We start from the raw sequence: 18,918 nt of genomic DNA on the forward strand, positions 1-18,918 counted from the left end.
GGATGAGATACCTGAGAGGGTCGATAGCCAGGGAAACTCATCCGATAAATGAGGACTTGGCACCAGGTAAGTCGGGTCCTGCTCCAATTGATTCGGCCAAGCGATCGTAGAGATTTATCACTCTAGAATGCGCATAATGATTGTGCATGGTGCTTTTGTAGTTATTGTATAGTTTCTACCGATTGCCACTTGTGGCCTCACGTAATCCTGCATTTTCGGAGCATTATGGTACATGGGATTCTGGCATATTAAACGAGTCAAAAAACGGTTCGAAAAATTATGTTTTTTATGAAAACCGTACAGATCATCTGTAAAATGACCGAAGGGCTGCAGGGCTGTGATACGTTTACAGGCCACTTCACAAAACCTCGTTTAATAAATTCCGGTTTTCTCCCCCTGAAAATATGGCCTGCCATACATCACTTGAAGTTCGGCGTCGAATACTTTCCGATATACAACCTGCAAGCGACTGGAGGATGCGTCAATGACCATGCCGTTACCGGCATAAATGCCGACATGCGTTATATCCATAAATCGCCCATTTTGCTCGTAGCTCCAGAAAATTAGGTCGCCAGCCATTAGTTCATCAGCAGTTAGTGTCAGTCCGATTTCTACGATAAAACGCGCCTGCTCTGCCGCCGTTCTTGGCAAACCGACTTCCAATTGCTGATACACCCACTGAACGAGATAGCTGCAATCTGTAAAGTTGCCCTGTCCTGCCTTTAGCTGACTGTAAGGATCACCCAGCCGAGTCAACGCCATATCAACAGCCTGGCTTCCAAGCACCCCCGCTGGTAAGTCTGTTCGGACCGCCTCAAGCTCCCCGGATGACAAGCCTACATGCTCGTCCTTGCCAAGTAGCGCAAGCATCATGGGACGAAATTCGGCTGACAACAATTCGTTTATCATATCGGTCTGCTCAGAATTAAAATCATAGAAAGCCGCTTGCTGCTCTGCCGTTCGGGCTGTAATCGATAGACGCAAGACACGTTCATATTGTGTCACCTGTTGTTCCTCTGTACTTCCATCCTCCTGCTCAATGACTACCATTTCCGTAAGCTCCAGCGTCTCCACATGCGAATCGAGCTGATTCATATCCCAATAAACCGTTTGCAACAGTTCTACCCGCTTGCGATCCATCGTTGCCACGTCGATGCCCACCGTGGACATGGACGTTTTGACCGAAAAAACGGCCAATACCTCCGGCCAGTTGTCGATACGGCTGTTGTCCGCGCTGCCAACGTAATGCATTTCTACGCGATCTACATTTCCAGCCGCCTGACGTTCCTGCACCAATCGAGTCTTAAATTGTTCATCCAACTCCTCTACAATCAACGATAGCTTCTGTGTACCGGGTTCTGTATTTTCATCTGCCACGAATATGGCAAACGGGGAGGAGAGAAGCGCCGCGATGATCATAATGATGCATAGCAGGATAATAACGCTACTGCTGACTCCCATTAGAGCAGCCATTCCCTTCACCAATAGTGCTATGGCTCGAACGAGTATTTTCATCAAACGAAGATTCATGTGAGCGACTGCTCGTGCCGCATGAATCGAATGCCGAGCCTGGGTTACAGTCTGTAGCATTCGCTTCTGCTGAACATCATGCTTTGCTTCCTTACGAGCATGACCTGCCTCTGATGCGGAGAGATGAACAGACTTAATCGTGCGATCCACCATCTTAAGCGCTATCCTCTGGCGAATTGTTCCTTTCTGTTTCATCTTCTCCGCTAACGGAGAAGCCGCCGCAGCGGCCATCCGCCGCGGCGCATATCCTTTCACTTTTACGTTGTGGGCCGCTTTGATACTGGCTGTTTCATGTCCAACCCTCTTTTTCCCAGCTGGTTGCCTCTCAGGCAGGTGTTGACCCACCGCCTTTCCAGTTAAGCGCTGCGATTTCCGCCTTGCGTTTCGTGGTTTCATCCCGTTAATTGGCCACCGCATTAATCGGATAGGCATGCTCGCCCGCGAATCTCGGTCGGCTTCTGGATGAGAATGATATGCCTGATCGACAAGGTGCCATCGCTTTCGGATAATGGTTGCAGCTACCATTGATACACGTACGATGCTTCCTATTGCTCGCTGCATATTCGCATCATTGCGGTCCTGTATCTCCTCCGAAGTAGAACGAGGCCGCTCCTGCTCTCTGTAGCGGGCGGTGTTGTTCCTTCGAAGTACCCCTCTCTGGAGTACGCGAGCCTGCTTGTTAATCTGCTTGATCGACTTGACGATACGTTTGGTTTTTAGCTTTTTCACCGCTATTACCCTCCCTACCTACCGGCTGCGTTCTGCTTTGAACTTAACGGGAGGGATTTGAACCTTGCAGTATTCGGGATAGCGAAGACGGATTGCTTCAACAAAGTAAGGAGCAAAACCACAATCGAAAAGCTCGTGCGGAGTGGAATATCGTTCCGCTCCAGCCTGGCTCCAGCCATTCCAGAGATTAAATGCCAAGCGGCAAGTACGGACAGAACTGCCCGTTTGCCATGGGGCGGACAAGCCCTCCGGCTTAATCCCCCCGTTAGAAAAGTCGAATACGTCGTGAATGTTTCCGCGGGTATCCTTGGATATACCCAGCGTGTAAAACAATGCGCGATGATAGCCGTCTACGTTTCGACATTCATCCAGCATCCGATAGTAGAAGGCTTCGTGTTCGGAGTCTAGGAATAAAGTGGGCTTCATGTTTATTCACCTCTCAAAATAATCGATAGAAGCAAGAAGGCCAAAAAAGTCCTTCTACTATCCGTTTCATTTTGGAGCTCGAATCGGGCACTCTACGTTCCATATGTTATGTTTCAAATGATGATCTTTCTACCGATCTCACGGCTCATCTACTCCGATTTTAACAACCGTGCTAGTCGATGAAGTCCCCGTTCAATCGACTTACGAACGGTACTTTCATCAATTTGCTCCGATCGCGCGATCGCTACTTTGCTCATACCCAACATATAATGCGCATAAATGCGTTGCACCCATTTGTCCGGCAATTGACACAGGGCTTTGTACAATTCTTCACGGGAAGCCTTATGTAACAGCAGCTCCTCTGGAGAAGCCGTATTGTACAAGGCTTCTTGCTCAATACCATCCTCCCGATTCAGGGAGAAATAGGCACGATTACGATATCGCTTTAAAATATATGCGTTTTCATCTAATTCAAACTGTCTCAGTTCACGAGCCATCTCTTCTTCTACCTCCACCCAAACATCCGTTTGATAGAAGGGATAGATTTCGCGCAGGTTGACTTTTAGCTTCATTATTACCGCCTCCAGATTGGTTTTTTTGATAAACCAAACCGGAGGCGGAGAACGGCAGCCCTTGCTGCTTGCCCATCGCTTCCTTCGACGTTCTGGCAAACAAAAAGAACCTCCAGCTTGAGAGGTTCCGGCACCAACATATTTCGGCCAACGAATAACCGATTGACTCAAGAAAGCAGACTGCCCACTACCGGCAGCAAGAAATCGGAAAGTAACTAAACGATCGTGCGTTCGAGGAGATCGCATATCTATCAGCTCCTGCCTGCAAGGCAGCACCACTGTGATTGCTTGTCTCGAGTTGTCTTGGCGCTAACCGAGATGCAAATGATGGATGATCGAAACCTCAAGCCTGATACTCCACTTAAATTATTTAGTTCTAAAAGACTATTGGTTGAAGAATCTAAATTAGGTTAATATTCCCTTATATATAATGTCGCTTTATAGTCGCAAAATCACATAAAACGTCAAAAAATTATTGCTCTATGACGAAGGGATTAGGGATTCGACACCATATATCGGGAGTGTCCGCTCGCAGGAGGCACTCCATCTAGGAATGAACAACGCCTTTGGAACCAATTTAGATTACGGAGGGGATTTGCCAGCCGCTCCGTTCCATTAGTCGTTGTCTTTGTACCTGAATTAGAAGGAGGACGCGAATTTGATGAAGCTCAGGAGTAATGAAACGTTTTTCGTGGATGTGTTTCGCAAGTATTTCACCCGAGTTTTGAACTACTGCAAGAGGCTAATGAGGGGACAGGCTATCGAGATGGCCGAGGAATGTGCGCAGAACACCTTTGTACAGGTGCAAGAGAATATCACGGCCTTGCAGGCTCATCCTAATCTAGCGGGATGGTTGTGCAAGACCGCGAGGAATCAAGTGAACGCTTATTACCGGAAGCTCTATCGACGACGAAAGTACGAAATTGCGATCAGCGACAGCATAGCCAATCAACTGACAGCCAATAGTTGTGAATTGTACGAGGTTTTAATCGGCACATTGGACATGAACAAAATGGTTCGTCATGTCTTGCAGCAGCTCAGCCGCACGGAAACGGAATTTTATGTTGATTACTTCAAGGATCACCTTTCCATACACGCGCTCAGCCAAAAATACAACCTCTCGAAAACGGCTGTCACAACGCGAATCTATCGCTTGCGAAAAAAGATCAAGCAAACGGCTCGCCAAACTCTCTTTGGATAGCTGGAATACTTGATTCTACGATAAAATGGGAGGAACCTAGGCCCAGTGCCACAGTTCCTCCCTTTTGAGGTTTCATCATACTTTGAACTGATTGTTACTTAGCGAGCGCATTGGCATGGCGGGCAGCTATCTAGCTCAAGTAGAACGCGGCGAAATCAGGCATGTTTATTCCCCTGGCTTCGTCGTCATCAATTGATACAGCATTGTGTCCCGCGGGAACTGATCGGCGAAGGGTACCAACGAGTTGCCGATCTTCATCAATCCGTTTCCGGCGTCCACATTGGTAATGTAGGAGAGCTGCAAGTCCGAAATGTTCAGCAGCTCAGCGAGCTCCTTCCGATCGGTGCTGGACTGGTTAAGCATCACGATAAATTCGCTATTAGCCAGCATCGTTCGGGCGGTATGGCTTTGCAGCAAATCGTCCACGTTCTGCGTAATGCCCGTACAAAAAGCACCATACTTTCGGACGCGCTTCCACAAGGCGTACAGAAAGTTAGCGCTATATTCGTGCTGGAACAGCAAATAGATTTCATCAATGAAGATATACGTGTTTTTGCCCTTTACCCGGTTTTGCGTGATGCGGTTGATAATGCTATCTAGCACAACCAGCATCCCAATCGGCAGCAATTGTTTGCCCAAATCCAATATGTCGTAGCTGATCAGCCGATTATGAACATTCACGTTGGTCGGTTGGGCAAAGGTGTTCAGGCTACCCGACGTGAACAATTCTATCGCGAGTGCGATGTCCTGTGCCTCCGGCTCCGCTTGCCTAAGCAGCTCCGCATGGAAGTCTCGTAGCGTCGGAGGCTCCCCCTTATACTGGCTCTGCAAAAAACTTCGATAGACACTGGCGGTGCAACGGTCGATCAGCGATTTTTCCTTCGCCCCGAGCGGATACCCGCCCATCAACTGCTCACACAGCGACAACACAAACTCGGACTTCAGAATGATCGGATTGGCTCCGTCGCCATACTGCCGGTTCAAATCCATGGCATTAATGTGGTTCGGCGATGTGGCCGAGATATGAATCGTCTCGCCGCCAAGCGCCTTCACCAAGGCGGAATATTCCCTTTCCGGGTCGATCAGGATCACATCATCGTCGCTTGCCAGCACCTGATTCACGATTTCCCGTTTTGCCGTGAAGCTTTTGCCGGAGCCGGGAACGCCCAAAATAAAGCTGTTTCCGTTAAGCAATTGCTTGCGACTGGCAAAGATCATGTTTTTGCTGATGACGTTCTGCCCTTGGTAAACGCCGCCGGGATGCATGACCTCCTGGGCGCGAAACGGGATGAAGACTGCCGTGCTTTCGGTCGTGAGCGTCCGCAACGCCTGTACCTTGCGCAGCCCATACGGCAACACTGTATTCAGGCCGTCCATCTGCTGGAAGGTCAGCGGAGCAAGCTGGCACAGATGCTTGCGGGCTGTCGTCAGTAAGGCTTCGGTATCCTGGTCAAGCTGCTCCTTGCTCTCTGCAATATGCACCATCGTGAGTAATCCGAACATCATTCGCTGATCCCGGGTGGTCAGGTCGTCCAGAAACTCCTTGCTCTCCTTGCGCTGCTGCTCCATGTTATAAGGGATAACCGCCGAAAAGTTGTTGTTCTTATTTTGCCGCCGCTGCCAGTTCGTAATGTTGGTCTCCACGCCAAGCAGCCGGTTTTCCACCTCCCTCACCGCCTCGTCGGTCGGGATCGGGATGACATCGAGCGACAGCAGCAGGTTTCGATTCAGGTCGCACAGCTCGGCAACCATGCTGTCCTTGATATAGCTGGCGTATTCCCGCAGGAAGATCACGCGGCCGTAGAAACGCCCCATCCGAAAATGATCCCGCTCAAACTCCAGCGTATCTGGACAGATATAGTCCTTGAAATCATGCCCCTTGCGCATCGTTTCCGACAAATCGAAACGAAATCCGCCCTCTTCGCCTATTCGGTAAAAATCATGTAGTCTGCGCAAGCGATCCGTCGCATTCAGCTCCGTACATTTGGAGCCGAGCCGTGTAAAATGCCCGGACAACTCGGCACCGATCCGCGCAAAATATTGCCGCGCTTCCTCAATGTTCTTTTTTGCAATCGAGACGGTGATATATTTTTCCTGATACGTTTCATTGGCACCGGTCGCTTTGTCGAGCAGCATACGATTATATTCTTCCCGGTACGAGTCTAAGCCGTCCTCCCGCAACGGGATCAAAATCGAATCGGCCAGGTCCGTCCGGTTCAGTCGGCGGTTGTTGATTGTAATTTTCGTCGTTGCACCGCTGTCCAACGAATTAAGCAACTCTCCGTATGCGAGGAACATCGCTTCCTTGTCCTCTCGTGAGGCCACAGCATAATTAATATCCTCAAAGCAAAAAGACTTAGAAAATTTGTTGCCAACCAAAAAAATCCCGTCCGGCCACATGGCTCGAATCGGGATCGCTTGCTGAACACCCTTTGGAACGACAAAACGTTCCTTGTCTTGGCTCAGGATGCGCTTGAGCGTTTTAATCATCGTGTCTCCTCCAGACCACGCTGCCGTAGCTTCACCCGCAACGCTTCAACATAATGGTTGGTCGAATGGAAGACGAGCCGCTTCGGCATCAAAAACTCCGACTTTATATACGCCCATAACAATTGCTCTGCGGTCATGCCGTGATACTCAATGAAGCCCAGCGCGGCGTAAGGAGCAGCCCCCAGGATACACATCCAACTCACCGTTTCGATTCCAAAATGGTTGCGTAAGCCAAAGTACAGGCCAATCGCCGCTCCTACAGCCAAAACAGAAAAAAAGAACTGCCGCAAGGACAGTCCAAAGAATAAGCTTTCCGTATACGCCCGGATCTCCCGGTTAATTTTGATCTCCATCTGCATCACTCCCAAGCTAACGATTAATCAGACCACGAGCCCTAAACCTTGTTCATCTTGCTGCTACTCTAAAAAAAACTGACAATGGGGCAGTAACTCAAATGCCCCTGCCCCCTTCCTCCCTTTATCTCACCGTATGACGTCGTTTGGCCTTTCTTTGTTGATATTGAGCAACCAATTCATCTACGATACGGCTTTGCTTCTGAACCTTTGGATTATCTGCCAACGGAATTGATTGTTTTAACGATTCTAATCCAAGTTGGTTCAGCTTTTGCCGTTCCTTTTCCAATATTTTTAGAAAACGGCTCATTCATCCACTCCTCTGTTCGGTTTACATACCCATTCCTTTGTAAATAGTAGACAACGACGGCAGATTTTAATGCGATTATCGGTTTATTTTATTTTAATTCGATATTCGCATTAAAACAACCATGCCATTTCGTACAATGTAAACCATTGTGAGGTGTCCACCATGAAGCATCGAAAAGACCCGCCTGGCGACAAAAATATTATCGGTTCCCGGGTTGTTGTCATTCGCAAAGCAAGGAAGATGAAGCAAAAGGAGTTTCTGGCTCGTCTGCAGACTTTGGGTCTTGATCTCAGTCCGACCAGTCTATCACGTCTAGAAGGCCAAGATCGACTGGTACAAGACTTCGAAGTACTGATTATTGCCAAAGCCTTGGAGATTACTGTCGGCCATTTGCTCGGCGAGGAAACGGAGTAAGAGTTCCGTTCTCTACAAGCCCATCATCTCTCGCACGACTCGATCTGCCATTTTGACAACACCAACCAGAACCAGCATGTTAAAGATCAACTCGCCAATGTAGGTCCAAACCATCGTCACCGCTCCGGCTCCATCTGCAACAGCAGGGGGCGCTTCGGCGAAAGCTGCATAAATGATACAGGCCAGTACAATGATCGCCCCCTCCAGGCATGCCGCCGCATATCCCTTGAGGAAGGAGGTTCCAATGCTTTGGCTCGGCTCACCAGCATATGCTGACAATGGAACAGGCGCTATCGCGGTATACAAATAGATACGGAAAAATCGGCCATAGACAGATAGAATCATAATAAACGACAGCACGGTAATAAACAGGCTGCCAAGCAAGGAGACAATCCACAACGGGATACTCTCCCAAAACCCAACGTCCTCAATCGCCTGTGAAATCGTACCCGGCAGGCTGATCCCTTCCATCGCCCCAAAGCCGGAGTTCCCCATAATGGTCGATATGACGCCTTGTACGATGGTGAACAGCCCCATCATCAACTCCAACCCGTAGGTCACAACCGCCTTGGCGAGAATAAAGCGAATAAACAGTTTGACGGCCAGTTCGGGCCGCTTGATTTCGGCAAAATTGCCCGCTGTTTTCATCACACCTACCACGAAAAACAGCACCAGCAGCGCAAGCCCGGTCGCCTGCAGCGCACCATGGATATCCGTGACGACCTGCCAGATCGCTCCACCTTTAAAATCAGCTGGCGACTGTGTGACTAGCTGCCAAATCTCGTTCATCTTGTCGTTCCAGGTGTTTAACGCGTTCTCCAGATTTTCTTCGACCCAACTGTTTTTCGACATGCTCTCACCCTTTAGTACAGAAGGGGAGTAGCGAGTACTCCCCTCCGGCGTGATCGTTATCCCGCAATTAAAGCTAGAATCTCCTTCGTAAACGTAATAATGATGCCACCTGCCAGGGTTAAAAATCCGTTGGCTCGTTGAGACGGGTCATGCGACTTGAGCGACAAGCCGATCTGAACGATGCCGAAACCCAAGATGATCATCCCTACCGCCCTGATCAGGCCAAAAATGAAATCAGAGAAGTTATTGACCGTCTCCATCGGATCGCCTGCAGCATAGGCCGTCGAAGCCCACAGGGTTCCGAATGCAAGCATCACACCCAACGTTAGCAACCCCTGCATTTTACGCTTCAATGCCGATCATCTCCTTGTAAAATCAACTCTTCTAGTTCTCTCTCTGACAGCAATTCATAGTCGCCTTGCTCATGCAGCATCACCTTCGTCCAGTCCACAGCGTGCTCCGCGTCTCCGTGACGATAGGCTTCTCCATGACCGTCCAGCGTCAATGAAACATTGGGATGCCGAAGCACGTTATACTTCTCATCCAGCACCGGCCGTTCGCCGCGGATAAACAAAATGGCATAACGGTTGTCCAACAGCCGAACCTCGTCCGGCATCAGCAGTTCCCGACCTGTTTGCTGATAATTGATCGAATAACTGCCATTGCGTCCTCTGCTGAGTCCATACGTATTCGTGTCAAGCGTCTCCTTGCCCAGAAGCTCCGACACATACTTATGCGTGGATTGCTCATTGCCCCCGAGATACAGGAACAGGTCGCAGTTGCCGACAATCGATTCCCATTCATCCTTGTACAACGCCTTGAGCTGGGCCAAATTTTGCAGGATGATGGACACCGAAATTTCCCGGCTCCGCATGGTCGAGAGTAGCTTGTCGAACTCTGTTGGCAACGCGACGTTCGCAAACTCGTCCATCACAAAATGGACATGAACGGGCAAGCGCCCCCCATGCCGATAATCGGCTTCATACATCAAGCTCTGGAACAGCTGCGTGTACAGCATGCCGACGATAAAGTTGAAGCTGCTGTCGTTATCGGGAATGACGGCGAAAAGCGCCGTCTTTTTCGTGCCCATAGCGGACAAGTCTAGTTCATCCACCACACTCATGCCTGCAATGGTGGGCAAATTGAACTTTTCCAGCCGTACCCCGAGACCGATGAGAATGGACTTGGCCGTCTTGCCTGCTGCCAGCTTGAAAATGTTGTATTGCTTAACCGCCAAATGCTCTGGCTCTCGCATGGCCAGCCGCTCGAAAAGTTCATCCAGCGGGCTTTGATACGTTTCATCTTCTTCGCGAACCTCCGCTGCTGCGATCATCTCCATCACCATGGGGAAATTTTGCTCCTCGGGCGGCGCTTCGTAGAGCAGGTATAGCACAAGCGCTTCCAGCAGCGCCGTTTCGGAACGCTCCCAAAACGGATCATTCGTATTGCTTCCCTTCGGTGTCGTGTTGCGAATGAGGTTCGTTACCAGCTTTAGTACGTCCTTGTCGTCCCGTAAGTAGGCAAACGCATTGTAGCCGTGCGACAGGTGAGGGTTGATGAGATCCAGCACCTTGATATCGTATCCTTCTGTCTGGAGCAAGCCGCCGGTATCCCGCAAAATTTCTCCCTTGGGATCAAGCACTACAAAAGACGTTGCGGCCTGCATTACGTTCGGCTTTGCATAAAAGCGCGTTTTACCGGCTCCCGAGCCGCCGACCACCAGTACATTCACATTTCGCCGATGCTTGTGGCCGTCAAGGCCGATCCGAACGTGTTGCGTCAGGATTTTGTTTTGCTCCAGCTCTTTACTTCGGTATATGGCATTGAGCTGCTTTGCTTTTCCCCAGCGGGCACTGCCATGCTCCTCACGCCTGCGATAATTACGCAACGAGGACATATACACACCTATACAGACGGCATACGCCAGCGTAAAGAGCAGTAGGCTGCGCGGCGTATCCGCCACCCAACGGATATGGAGGGGATGCTCCATTGCTGCGTTGAGCTGCAACAGCAAGGCAGGCAAGCCTTCCGATAGGGCAGGGGCAGCATGCAGCGCCAGCCAGATGACCGGCAATAAAAATACCGCAACGAGTATAAGCTGACTCGTTGCGGAATTAGCGCGCCGCATGCTCGCTCCGATGCTTCGCTTTTCGATAGGGGGCATCTATCGTTTTCAGCAGCAGGTCATCCACGGCATCTGTCGACCGCCGCTCCCCGATCAAGCCATTACGCAGGGTATTCAGGGCGTTGATGACGATACCATGCTCGTAATGATCCAAGCTAAGAATACGCTCGTCCTCTTTCATTGGCCTTCCTCCCACGTCATCGAAATGTTCATTTGCCAGCCATAGCGTTAACGAACCGTGTCACGGCGACTCGGCTGCTGCCGCAATTGGCCTAGCAGGTGGTACATTCGGCTATTCATCGTATGGGCTGTGTCCCGAATGATAGATAGTTCCGTACGAATCTGTTGAGGCTCCAGCCCTTTCAGCCTTTCTACAACACGGTTTAAGCGAAAGCACGATGTCTCCACGCCAAACTGCTTGCTCAGCATATATGCAACACTGTACGCTTGGGCCTGGTGATCCGAGCGGCTGTAGTCGGCCTTACCCTGATCTAGTTCCGCATGCGCCAGTTCCTGCGCAAGCGAACGAAAAATATCACTTGCCGACAGCCCGCGCCGAATCACAATCTGGCGGACATCCGGCTGATAAAGAGCATGCATGCCCTCTGGCAAGGCGTCGCCCATCTGAATCGGAACGGGAGAGCGATGCATGAGCGCCTTGATCTGGGTTCGTTCATCCGGTGGAGGGGGTAGATCCGGTTTCTCTCCGATAACTTGGGCAACGTCAAACATCTTTTTCGGATTGTAGCTTACTGTTGCGTTGCCATCCTCCCGTTTATAAGTCTCGCCCGGCTCCAAAATATAGAAGCCTGTTTCTTTCCGACGTATGCGAAAACCCATTGCCTTCCAGCCCTCGAAATCGGCAATTCGCGTTGCCTCCGGCCGCTGCGCCATAATAAGTAATGCATTAGAAACACTGTACCGGCCAAAGCGGCTTTGTATATTCAAATACTGTTGAAACTGTTCGCCGGTTTGCACGGCCAATGCCGTGGTCACGTCAATGGTTTCATAAGTCCATTGGCGCAGCTCCTGTTTCTTCTGCACCCAGGCTTCCTTGTCGAAGGGCTGATCTTGTGCGGTAGCGATCACGGGTGGTGCTTCTTGACGAAACAAATCATCCCATTCGCTCATTTCGATTTCCCCTTTCGCTTGCTACGCTTCGGTGTCTCGATAGGTGCGTTAATGGCAACAGGTGCCATGCCCCGATTCTTCCGTTTGGGCAAGCCGAGCTCCCTCTCCTTCTGCTGTTGCTGCCGCTGTTTCTCCACGGCACGGCTCTCTTCCCGAATCTCGCGCAGCAATTGCCGTACAGACACCTTCGCCTTCGGCTGTTCAAAAATCATTTCGGATGCCTCTCTGTGCGCGGAGATAGGCACGGACGGAGAGAGGCGTTCCACTTGGTTCTGGCTCTCGGATTGGCGAGACAGAGATAACTGCTCCAACTCCTCCGCTTCGGCCCGCGGCTCTTCCTCGTGCACCTGCTGATCTCTTTCCCGCGCCTCGTTTCCCTGCTCCACCCCTTCCGGCGGTTCCGGCTTTCCCAGAAGTTCGTCCAAAAACTCCTCGCTGATTGCCGCTGCAGGAGCCTCTTGCTCCTCTGCTACCGGCTCTTGATGCTCCGCAGCTTCCATCGCTCGTTCCGCTTCCAGGCTGTCCGGCAGCTTCTCTTGACGGGCTTGTTCAATTTCCTGCCTGATGCTAGCCGTATCCACGGTCGCCAACTGGAAGTGTTCCACGATTCGATTAATTTTGGAGGCATCCTCGGCGCGCACCATCACATCGCACAGACCATCCACGTTCTTTTTGTCCCGCAACGCGCAATACAGGACACCATAGCGCTTCGCTTCCTTGCAAAAGGTGGGCAAGTCCTCATTCCGCACGGCGAATACCTTCAGTTCCTTCCCGCTGCGGAGCAGATTCTCAAGCCGGGTGCGGCCCCTCGTCTGTTTTTGCCCTTGCAGCACGGCGAACAAATAGGCCGCGAGATGCTTTGCACCTTCGCCAGATATTTTCGCCATCACTTCAATACCGCGCAGACTCATGCTGACGACCTGATCGGCCGCCTCGTTTCCGCTCATGGGCTTCTACCTCCTTGTGCCTGGATTTTTCTTCATGCTCTTCATGCTGCCGCAGCTTGTCCTTGATTGTAGCGGAACGCGCCAAAATGCCCGCGCAAAGCCTCACCTCCTTTCGAAGCTGCGCCAGTTGCCAAGAATACTCTGCGATCTGCTCCCGGTGCGCTGCAATCTGCTCGGGTTGTCGGCAACTACGCAAGCGTCTGCGGCAGTTTTGGCGGTCAAGACGCAGTCCCTTCATCTCAGCCTGTCGGAGTTCAACATAGCTGGTCAACTGCACTAAGCTGGCTATCCGATGACGACAGAGCAGCTTGGTTTGTTCAATGATCTGCGACAAGTGACGTAAATCCTCCCTCAACAAAAAAGACGCTCGTCTCGGAGACGAACGGTAGCGAGGCACAATTCCCAGTGCAAACAGATAACGGACATACAAAGCTTGAAGGCCGGTAAGCTTGCGATGCTTGACCAGGCGTTTTCCACGAACCAGAACCACGCGCTTACGATTTGGAAGCGACAGTGCTGATTTTTTCTTGGGCAATGCACTGCCCAAAATTCGTTGCTTGATCGCTTCCTCCCCGTAGGCTTCGCCCAAGGTATGTAGGCGAACAAATCTTTCTTTACCTGGTGGACGAACGGCTACATGTTTGACATGTGCCTTGATTTCGTAGCCCGTTGCTTGGAGATATGCATAAAATTGACTCATTGTCCTTGCCCCAGCAATAGCGGCGTCCATGTCCTCCCGAATGACGCCGCGCCATGTCGGCTTGCTTTCCTGATCGGCTCGCCATTCTCCGTACTGCTTGGCTTTCCCGCGCTCCGGCTGCTCAATGACGGATAAGGCATGCTCCCGGCATAGCTGGTCGGAGGTTTTCCGCATTAGCGCATAGGAAGCCTTATTATCGTAGTATCGTTTGCCATCCATGAAGGAGACGGAATTGAGAACAAAGTGATTATGCAAATGATCTTTGTCGAGATGGGTGGCAACTACCACTTCAAAGCGTTTCCCCCATAGCGCTTGCGCCAGCTTCACGCCAATGGCATGCGCCTGCTCCGGTGTCGTTTCCCCCGGCGCAAAGGACTGGTAGCCATGAAATGCGACGATGCCGTCCGTTTTCTGAAACCGCTTCTTGGTTCGCTGCATTTGCTCATGGGCGCTGATGGGATCACAATTGATGCCTCTCACATAAAGCTGCCGCTCTGTTTTCGCATTCGAGCTAGTGTAGGCAAGTGTCTGCTGCAAACCATCCGCTTCCATGCGCCCCTGTTCTGTTTTATCTGGATTGACGGCGTAGTTCAATACACGCTTCAGACGATCGGTCACGTCCCATATCGCGGTCGTAGCCATATTGCTTGTACCCTATGTGGTTCAAGAAAGTGCACTGCGCGACTCCGGCGCAGTCACCGCCTCTTGAATCCGTTGGACAGCTCGACGCAAATCATCCGCTTCACGCTGGAAGGAAGCGTGATCCAGATGACTGGTCGTATGCGCCTTCACCGCAAGCTGGTTCAGGTTATTGCCAATGGCGTGAAGCTCGCGCAGCATAGTGTAATAATCTAGGGGTGGCAACATTTTTGGAACATAGCCGTTAATCAGCGAGCGAAGGTAGGCTTCCCGTGACAGCCCCGACTGTTGCGCTTGCTTTTGAAGCCTTCGAACCTCTTCCTGATTGACCCAAACTTGAATGCGAATGCTTCTTTTTCGCATGTGACGTCTCCTTTCTGAAAATGGAGTTAATCATGAGAACAAGGCATCTTAAGAATGCCCGTTCCAAATACAACCATTTATTCAACAAGCAAACATTTCGATCCGCCAGGCGAGGGTATTAGGGGCGTAGCCCCTAACAAGCGAATTTGGGAGACCAAATTCAGTGCTTGCTGCAACGTTACACGTTGCCCCGAGGCACCTGCCGGGAAAAAGTGGAGCTGCGGGTAAACAAAAAAGACGCCGTGCGGAAACAATGTCATTAAGTTAAGATGCAGGGCCAAAAATCAAAAAAGAGCAGGTTATCGAAAAGATAGCCCGCTCTTTTTTGCATGAAAAAGAAAAAGAACTTGACATGCGGATGGAAGTGTATGGCGTGGCCCCTTGAAAAAAATGAGGAGGTTTCGCCAATGAATGAGTACGCCAATTCGCTTAAAGAAACGCTGACATCTCTCATACGAGGAATGGCAGCTGCACCTTGCACCTTATGTCCAAAACCCTGAAACAGATTTTATTCAAAAAAAGAAGCTACCCTATGAAACGGTCATGGAACTCCTGATCTCCATGGGGGGGCAACAGCAACTACGAGGAACTCTTGGAATCACAGGACTAAGACGTAAACACTGCAACCACTTCTGCTTTTGTCCAGCAGAGGAATAAAATTCTGCCGACTGCTGTGGAATTCTTGTTTCACGCATTTACAGAGTCGTATACGGATATCAAGGACTACCGAGGGTATCGGTTACTTGCCATTGACGGTTCCGATTTCCATATCGCAACAGACCCTACGGACACGGCTACCTATTTTCAAAGTCAACCAAACACGAAAGGCTATAACCAGCTGCATTTGAACGCAGCGTATGACCTCTGTAACAGACTTTATGTGGATGCCATTGTTCAGCCACGAAGATTGTGCAACGAAGGAAGGGCGCTCGCTACTATGGTTGACCGTTCCCCCATCAAGGGCAAAACCATTGCGATTGCGGATGTGTTTAATCATTTGAAATTACCCCAAAAAATCTTGGTGCTCTGACGTGGAAAATTTCCAGCACAGTAGACATGGTTTACATGGAGGGGCGGGCATGATAGGCTAGCCTGCCTCTGCGAAGCCCATGGCTTCGCCCTTTCGCAGGGATTCATGCCCGTAGAGGCTCCATGTCAACCGTGTCGTCATTTCCAGCTACAGACGATTTTTATGGGTAACCTAACATGATTTTTCGGGGTAATTTTGCATGATAAAATACATGCGGATCGTGGTTATGAAAGTTACAACAATTTTGCGCATCTTGAGCGCAAAGGGTGGAACTATGTCATACGAGTAAAGGATTTGAACTCCAGTGGTATTCTTTCGGCTTATGTTTACCCGCTAACGGAGAGTTTGATTTTGAAGTTCATCTGACATTGACAAAAAAACAAACCAAAGAGGTCAAGGCTCATCCCGAGATTTACAGGTTCGTCCCTTCGACGTCTACCTTTGAATTTTTGGATTTGCAAGAGAATTTGTTTTACCCGATTTCCTTTCGGGTTGTTCGTTTCGTCTTGCCGAGTGGCGATTATGAAACCTTCATTACGTTTCCGCCGGTGATTTCCCACCCGATGAACTCCGGGCCATTATCACATGCGATGGGGCATTGAAACCTCTTTCCGGGCCTTAGAATACACCGTCGGTCTAACGAGTTTTCACGCTAAGAAGCAAGCGTTCATTACCCAAGAGATTTTCGCAAGAATGATCATGTACAATTTCGCTGAAATGATGACCTCTCACGTCGTCATTTCCCAAATGGATAAACGGCACCAATATCAAGTCAACTTCACGGTTGCCGTTCATGTTTGTAGACGTTTCCTGCGCTCACGGGACGCCCCGCCCGATGTTAAAGCACTGATTCGCAAAACATTTTGCCGATTCGACCCATTCGACCAGGACAGAAGAATACGCGCAAAATCCGTTGGAAGTCAGCTGTTAGCTTCGTCTAAAGCGTAGCATAATCCCGTTCACATGAACACTTTTTAAAACGGATCTTCCATCCGTTTTATTTGCTGTACGCTTTTTTCATTTCTTGCACCAAAAAAGAAACGGCACAGGACTTTTTCCCATGCCGTTTCGGATCCATTTTTATTGCCGGACTAGACTTTGAGTTTAACTTAATGACATTGACCTTCAGGTGATCCTTTTGATAAATGGATTCTGTAGAGCAAGTGAACTAGGTGGTGCTGAACGTCTCTTTCGGATTTTTTTTGAAGGCCTCTTAAAAACCAGCTATTTTTCGAGCGAAAATGTATTAACAATTTCCTCGAATTCGTCCTTTGTCAGGGATGGGTTCTGGCTTTGAAATTGATAAATATGTTTATTATCAACATAAATAATGAAGCGCAATTCTGTTATACGCGCATCCACTTTAGATTCAATCGCGTATTTATAAACAGATAAGTTATCTTTTGTTACCTTTGTAACATCCTCAAGAAGTGTATTATTTGCTTCATTCATTGCTAATGAACTTTGGATCTTTGATTCTAGCCATTTTTCTATACCCTCTTCAGGAATGTCATATGTATCAAATGAAATAAATTTTTCCGTTTCAGTTTCTCTCAAAAGGTCATCACTTTCATAGTCCCACGTCATCGGATATTGAACCGACCAACCATTACTGCTTTTATATATTTTTTTATCAGAACTTGTTTCAGTTGGCTTATCACTCTCTGTTGGCTGAATCACATTAGCAGGAGTAGATGAACATGCTGAGATTGTAAATAAAATCACGCTAAACAAAATTAAAGTAATCTGTTTTCTCAATTTCATCCCTCCAATTATTGTAGCTGTGTCCCATAACACACCAAGTAAGAAAAAAGGTGTGTTATGAGAATTGATTTTTAAGGTGTGGAGTGCTACGATAAAAATGCAGTCGAAAAAAATGAATCGATACGACAAAGCATTCAAAGAAGAAGCAGTAAGATTGAGCGATGAGATTGGACCAACGAAAGCCGCCGAGCAGTTAGGCGTATCCTACTATACGTTGCAGGAATGGAGAAGGCGAAAAACCCTGCACGGCGACGGAGCACATATCGGGAGTGGACGTGCTTATGTATCTGCCGATAAGACTGCACGAGAAATCGAATTAGAAAAAGAAATAGGCGAGTTGCGTCGTGCGAATGAAATTCTCAAGGATGCACTCGGTTTTTTCGCAAAAGACCGGAAGCGGTAAAGGCATGCCAGCTCTATGCGTACATCCGTGAAAGACGGGATCAGTGGACCGTCAAGGAGATGTGCGAAGTACTTGCTGTCAGTGAATCGGGCTATTACCGTAGCTTGAAGCCCAGACCCAAACAGGAGCAGCAGCAACTTCTTCTGGTCAGAATCAAAGATATCATTGAAGAGCATGAAGACAACTGTAATTACGGGGTCCAGCGTATTGTGCTGGCGCTGTCACAAATAGAGATTACGACCAGCTACAGCACCGTCTACCGAACCATGAAGAAGCACGGCCTGCTGAAGAAAGTGAAGCGTCATCCGAACGGCATTACACGCGAGGATGCGGCAGCTCAAAAGAGCGAGAACCTGATCCAGAGAGACTTTAGCGCCTCAGCACCAAACCAAAAGTGGCTATCGGATATCACCGAGGTCCCTTGTTCAGACGGCAAGCTATATCTATCCGCGGTACTGGACTGTTTCAACGGAGAGATCGTAGGCCTCGCTATGGACGACAACATGCGCAAGGAACTCTGCATTCAAGCCTTTGAGAACGCCTGTAAAGCAAGAAATGCTCGCGGAATGATTTATCACAGCGATCGAGGCAGCCAATTCACGAGCCATACATTCCGAGAACATCTGGCTAAACGAAATGCCATTCAGAGCATGAGCGGCACAGGGCGTTGCTATGACAACGCAAGAATGGAAAGCTTTTTTGCTACGTTAAAGAAAGAGAAGCTGTACAAGATCAATACAGAGCACTACCCGATGGCCTATGTGAAATCGATTATTTTCAGATACATCATGGTCTACTACAACAGACGGCGGATCTACACCTCTAATCCTGGGGGCTGGCCCCCAGCTGTTTATCGCGAAAGAATGCTGTCACAGGCAGCTTAGTAACGAGATTTCTGAATGAGGGTGTTTTCAAACTGCACTTTTTTTGACAACTCCA

Annotated in this window: 21 protein-coding genes; 6 read left to right on the forward strand and 15 right to left on the reverse strand. The window is 49.4% G+C overall.

The window, feature by feature from the left end; genetic code table 11:
• Positions 1-372: 372 nt before the first annotated feature.
• The 3 genes from B1748_RS37230 to B1748_RS16525 form a co-directional block, all read right to left on the reverse strand.
• Entirely contained in the window at positions 373-2,259 is a 1,887-nt protein-coding gene (locus tag B1748_RS37230; protein WP_209071905.1) for a C40 family peptidase, read from the reverse strand.
• A gap of 18 nt (positions 2,260-2,277) precedes the next feature.
• Positions 2,278-2,685, reverse strand: a complete 408-nt coding sequence (locus B1748_RS16520) for a DUF6075 family protein (RefSeq protein ID WP_087569029.1) — start codon at positions 2,683-2,685, stop codon at positions 2,278-2,280.
• Positions 2,686-2,834: 149 nt separating this feature from the next.
• Positions 2,835-3,257: an RNA polymerase sigma factor gene (locus tag B1748_RS16525; protein ID WP_087569030.1), complete on the reverse strand. Its 423-nt coding sequence runs from the start codon at positions 3,255-3,257 to the stop codon at positions 2,835-2,837.
• A 661-nt stretch (positions 3,258-3,918) separates the two neighbouring features.
• On the opposite strand from B1748_RS16525, the gene B1748_RS16530 reads away from it, so the two are divergent.
• Complete coding sequence (locus B1748_RS16530; protein ID WP_087569031.1) at positions 3,919-4,458, forward strand: RNA polymerase sigma factor; 540 nt, start codon at positions 3,919-3,921, stop codon at positions 4,456-4,458.
• 165 nt (positions 4,459-4,623) lie between these two features.
• Here B1748_RS16530 and B1748_RS16535 read toward each other — a convergent pair whose 3' ends face one another.
• The 3 genes from B1748_RS16535 to B1748_RS16545 form a co-directional block, all read right to left on the reverse strand.
• Positions 4,624-6,948, reverse strand: coding sequence for a VirB4-like conjugal transfer ATPase, CD1110 family (locus B1748_RS16535; protein WP_087569032.1), 2,325 nt, complete (start codon positions 6,946-6,948; stop codon positions 4,624-4,626).
• Complete coding sequence (locus B1748_RS16540; RefSeq protein ID WP_087569033.1) at positions 6,945-7,301, reverse strand: PrgI family protein; 357 nt, start codon at positions 7,299-7,301, stop codon at positions 6,945-6,947. Before B1748_RS16540 ends, B1748_RS16535 begins: the two co-directional genes overlap by 4 nt.
• Positions 7,302-7,425: 124 nt before the next feature.
• Entirely contained in the window at positions 7,426-7,611 is a 186-nt protein-coding gene (locus B1748_RS16545) for a hypothetical protein (protein WP_087569034.1), read from the reverse strand.
• A gap of 162 nt (positions 7,612-7,773) precedes the next feature.
• Here B1748_RS16545 and B1748_RS16550 point away from each other — a divergent pair, with 162 nt between their 5' ends.
• A complete protein-coding gene (locus tag B1748_RS16550) occupies positions 7,774-8,025 on the forward strand; it encodes a helix-turn-helix domain-containing protein (RefSeq protein ID WP_087569035.1) in 252 nt (83 codons plus the stop codon).
• Positions 8,026-8,037: 12 nt separating this feature from the next.
• Here B1748_RS16550 and B1748_RS16555 read toward each other — a convergent pair whose 3' ends face one another.
• The 8 genes from B1748_RS16555 to B1748_RS16590 are packed head-to-tail and all read right to left on the reverse strand — an operon-like array spanning position 8,038 to position 14,782.
• Positions 8,038-8,877: a VirB6/TrbL-like conjugal transfer protein, CD1112 family gene (locus B1748_RS16555; protein ID WP_087569036.1), complete on the reverse strand. Its 840-nt coding sequence runs from the start codon at positions 8,875-8,877 to the stop codon at positions 8,038-8,040.
• 56 nt (positions 8,878-8,933) lie between these two features.
• Positions 8,934-9,230 carry a glutamyl-tRNA amidotransferase gene (locus B1748_RS16560; protein ID WP_425517428.1) on the reverse strand — a complete coding sequence of 99 codons (297 nt, stop codon included), beginning with the start codon at positions 9,228-9,230 and terminating at the stop codon, positions 8,934-8,936.
• The gene (locus B1748_RS16565; protein WP_087569037.1) at positions 9,227-11,005 is read right to left on the reverse strand and encodes a VirD4-like conjugal transfer protein, CD1115 family; all 1,779 of its coding nucleotides are present in this window, start codon (positions 11,003-11,005) and stop codon (positions 9,227-9,229) included. The genes B1748_RS16560 and B1748_RS16565 overlap by 4 nt, the downstream gene beginning before the upstream one ends.
• A complete protein-coding gene (locus B1748_RS16570; RefSeq protein ID WP_087569038.1) occupies positions 10,992-11,183 on the reverse strand; it encodes a hypothetical protein in 192 nt (63 codons plus the stop codon). The genes B1748_RS16565 and B1748_RS16570 overlap by 14 nt, the downstream gene beginning before the upstream one ends.
• A gap of 47 nt (positions 11,184-11,230) precedes the next feature.
• Complete coding sequence (locus B1748_RS16575) at positions 11,231-12,133, reverse strand: hypothetical protein (RefSeq protein ID WP_087569039.1); 903 nt, start codon at positions 12,131-12,133, stop codon at positions 11,231-11,233.
• Positions 12,130-13,080 carry a PcfB family protein gene (locus tag B1748_RS16580; RefSeq protein ID WP_256975717.1) on the reverse strand — a complete coding sequence of 317 codons (951 nt, stop codon included), beginning with the start codon at positions 13,078-13,080 and terminating at the stop codon, positions 12,130-12,132. Before B1748_RS16580 ends, B1748_RS16575 begins: the two co-directional genes overlap by 4 nt.
• On the reverse strand, positions 13,025-14,422 hold the full coding sequence (locus tag B1748_RS16585; RefSeq protein WP_087569040.1) for a relaxase/mobilization nuclease domain-containing protein: 1,398 nt from the start codon (positions 14,420-14,422) through the stop codon (positions 13,025-13,027). Before B1748_RS16585 ends, B1748_RS16580 begins: the two co-directional genes overlap by 56 nt.
• A 21-nt stretch (positions 14,423-14,443) precedes the next feature.
• Positions 14,444-14,782 (reverse strand): plasmid mobilization protein, encoded by a 339-nt coding sequence (locus B1748_RS16590; RefSeq protein ID WP_087569041.1) that lies wholly within the window; start codon positions 14,780-14,782, stop codon positions 14,444-14,446.
• 1,225 nt (positions 14,783-16,007) lie between these two features.
• On the opposite strand from B1748_RS16590, the gene B1748_RS38055 reads away from it, so the two are divergent.
• Positions 16,008-16,178 carry a transposase gene (locus B1748_RS38055; protein ID WP_179215625.1) on the forward strand — a complete coding sequence of 57 codons (171 nt, stop codon included), beginning with the start codon at positions 16,008-16,010 and terminating at the stop codon, positions 16,176-16,178.
• A gap of 219 nt (positions 16,179-16,397) precedes the next feature.
• Entirely contained in the window at positions 16,398-16,760 is a 363-nt protein-coding gene (locus B1748_RS38060; protein WP_143810311.1) for a transposase, read from the forward strand.
• A 276-nt stretch (positions 16,761-17,036) separates the two neighbouring features.
• Here B1748_RS38060 and B1748_RS16610 read toward each other — a convergent pair whose 3' ends face one another.
• Entirely contained in the window at positions 17,037-17,570 is a 534-nt protein-coding gene (locus tag B1748_RS16610) for a hypothetical protein (protein WP_087569045.1), read from the reverse strand.
• A 103-nt stretch (positions 17,571-17,673) separates the two neighbouring features.
• Here B1748_RS16610 and B1748_RS16615 point away from each other — a divergent pair, with 103 nt between their 5' ends.
• Together B1748_RS16615 and B1748_RS16620 are read left to right on the forward strand one after the other, a co-directional pair.
• Positions 17,674-17,979 (forward strand): transposase, encoded by a 306-nt coding sequence (locus B1748_RS16615; protein ID WP_218781638.1) that lies wholly within the window; start codon positions 17,674-17,676, stop codon positions 17,977-17,979.
• A gap of 23 nt (positions 17,980-18,002) precedes the next feature.
• The gene (locus B1748_RS16620; protein ID WP_143810312.1) at positions 18,003-18,863 is read left to right on the forward strand and encodes an IS3 family transposase; all 861 of its coding nucleotides are present in this window, start codon (positions 18,003-18,005) and stop codon (positions 18,861-18,863) included.
• Positions 18,864-18,918 lie beyond the last annotated feature (55 nt).

The sequence above is a fragment of the Paenibacillus sp. MY03 genome (assembly GCF_002165585.1).
Taxonomy (GTDB): domain Bacteria; phylum Bacillota; class Bacilli; order Paenibacillales; family Paenibacillaceae; genus Pristimantibacillus; species Pristimantibacillus agaridevorans.

Excerpts from the sequence above, each read along its gene's own strand:
- B1748_RS16585 (WP_087569040.1), bottom strand. The coding sequence starts at position 14,422 with ATGGCTACGACCGCGATATGGGACGTGACCGATCGTCTGAAGCGTGTA.
- B1748_RS16530 (WP_087569031.1), top strand. The coding sequence starts at position 3,919 with ATGAAGCTCAGGAGTAATGAAACGTTTTTCGTGGATGTGTTTCGCAAG.
- B1748_RS38060 (WP_143810311.1), top strand. The coding sequence starts at position 16,398 with ATGCGATGGGGCATTGAAACCTCTTTCCGGGCCTTAGAATACACCGTC.
- B1748_RS16590 (WP_087569041.1), bottom strand. The coding sequence starts at position 14,782 with ATGCGAAAAAGAAGCATTCGCATTCAAGTTTGGGTCAATCAGGAAGAG.
- B1748_RS16565 (WP_087569037.1), bottom strand. The coding sequence starts at position 11,005 with ATGCGGCGCGCTAATTCCGCAACGAGTCAGCTTATACTCGTTGCGGTA.
- B1748_RS16575 (WP_087569039.1), bottom strand. The coding sequence starts at position 12,133 with ATGAGCGAATGGGATGATTTGTTTCGTCAAGAAGCACCACCCGTGATC.
- B1748_RS16520 (WP_087569029.1), bottom strand. The coding sequence starts at position 2,685 with ATGAAGCCCACTTTATTCCTAGACTCCGAACACGAAGCCTTCTACTAT.
- B1748_RS16525 (WP_087569030.1), bottom strand. The coding sequence starts at position 3,257 with ATGAAGCTAAAAGTCAACCTGCGCGAAATCTATCCCTTCTATCAAACG.
- B1748_RS16535 (WP_087569032.1), bottom strand. The coding sequence starts at position 6,948 with ATGATTAAAACGCTCAAGCGCATCCTGAGCCAAGACAAGGAACGTTTT.
- B1748_RS16580 (WP_256975717.1), bottom strand. The coding sequence starts at position 13,080 with ATGAGCGGAAACGAGGCGGCCGATCAGGTCGTCAGCATGAGTCTGCGC.
- B1748_RS16550 (WP_087569035.1), top strand. The coding sequence starts at position 7,774 with ATGAAGCATCGAAAAGACCCGCCTGGCGACAAAAATATTATCGGTTCC.
- B1748_RS16540 (WP_087569033.1), bottom strand. The coding sequence starts at position 7,301 with ATGGAGATCAAAATTAACCGGGAGATCCGGGCGTATACGGAAAGCTTA.
- B1748_RS16570 (WP_087569038.1), bottom strand. The coding sequence starts at position 11,183 with ATGAAAGAGGACGAGCGTATTCTTAGCTTGGATCATTACGAGCATGGT.
- B1748_RS16545 (WP_087569034.1), bottom strand. The coding sequence starts at position 7,611 with ATGAGCCGTTTTCTAAAAATATTGGAAAAGGAACGGCAAAAGCTGAAC.
- B1748_RS16615 (WP_218781638.1), top strand. The coding sequence starts at position 17,674 with ATGCAGTCGAAAAAAATGAATCGATACGACAAAGCATTCAAAGAAGAA.
- B1748_RS16555 (WP_087569036.1), bottom strand. The coding sequence starts at position 8,877 with ATGTCGAAAAACAGTTGGGTCGAAGAAAATCTGGAGAACGCGTTAAAC.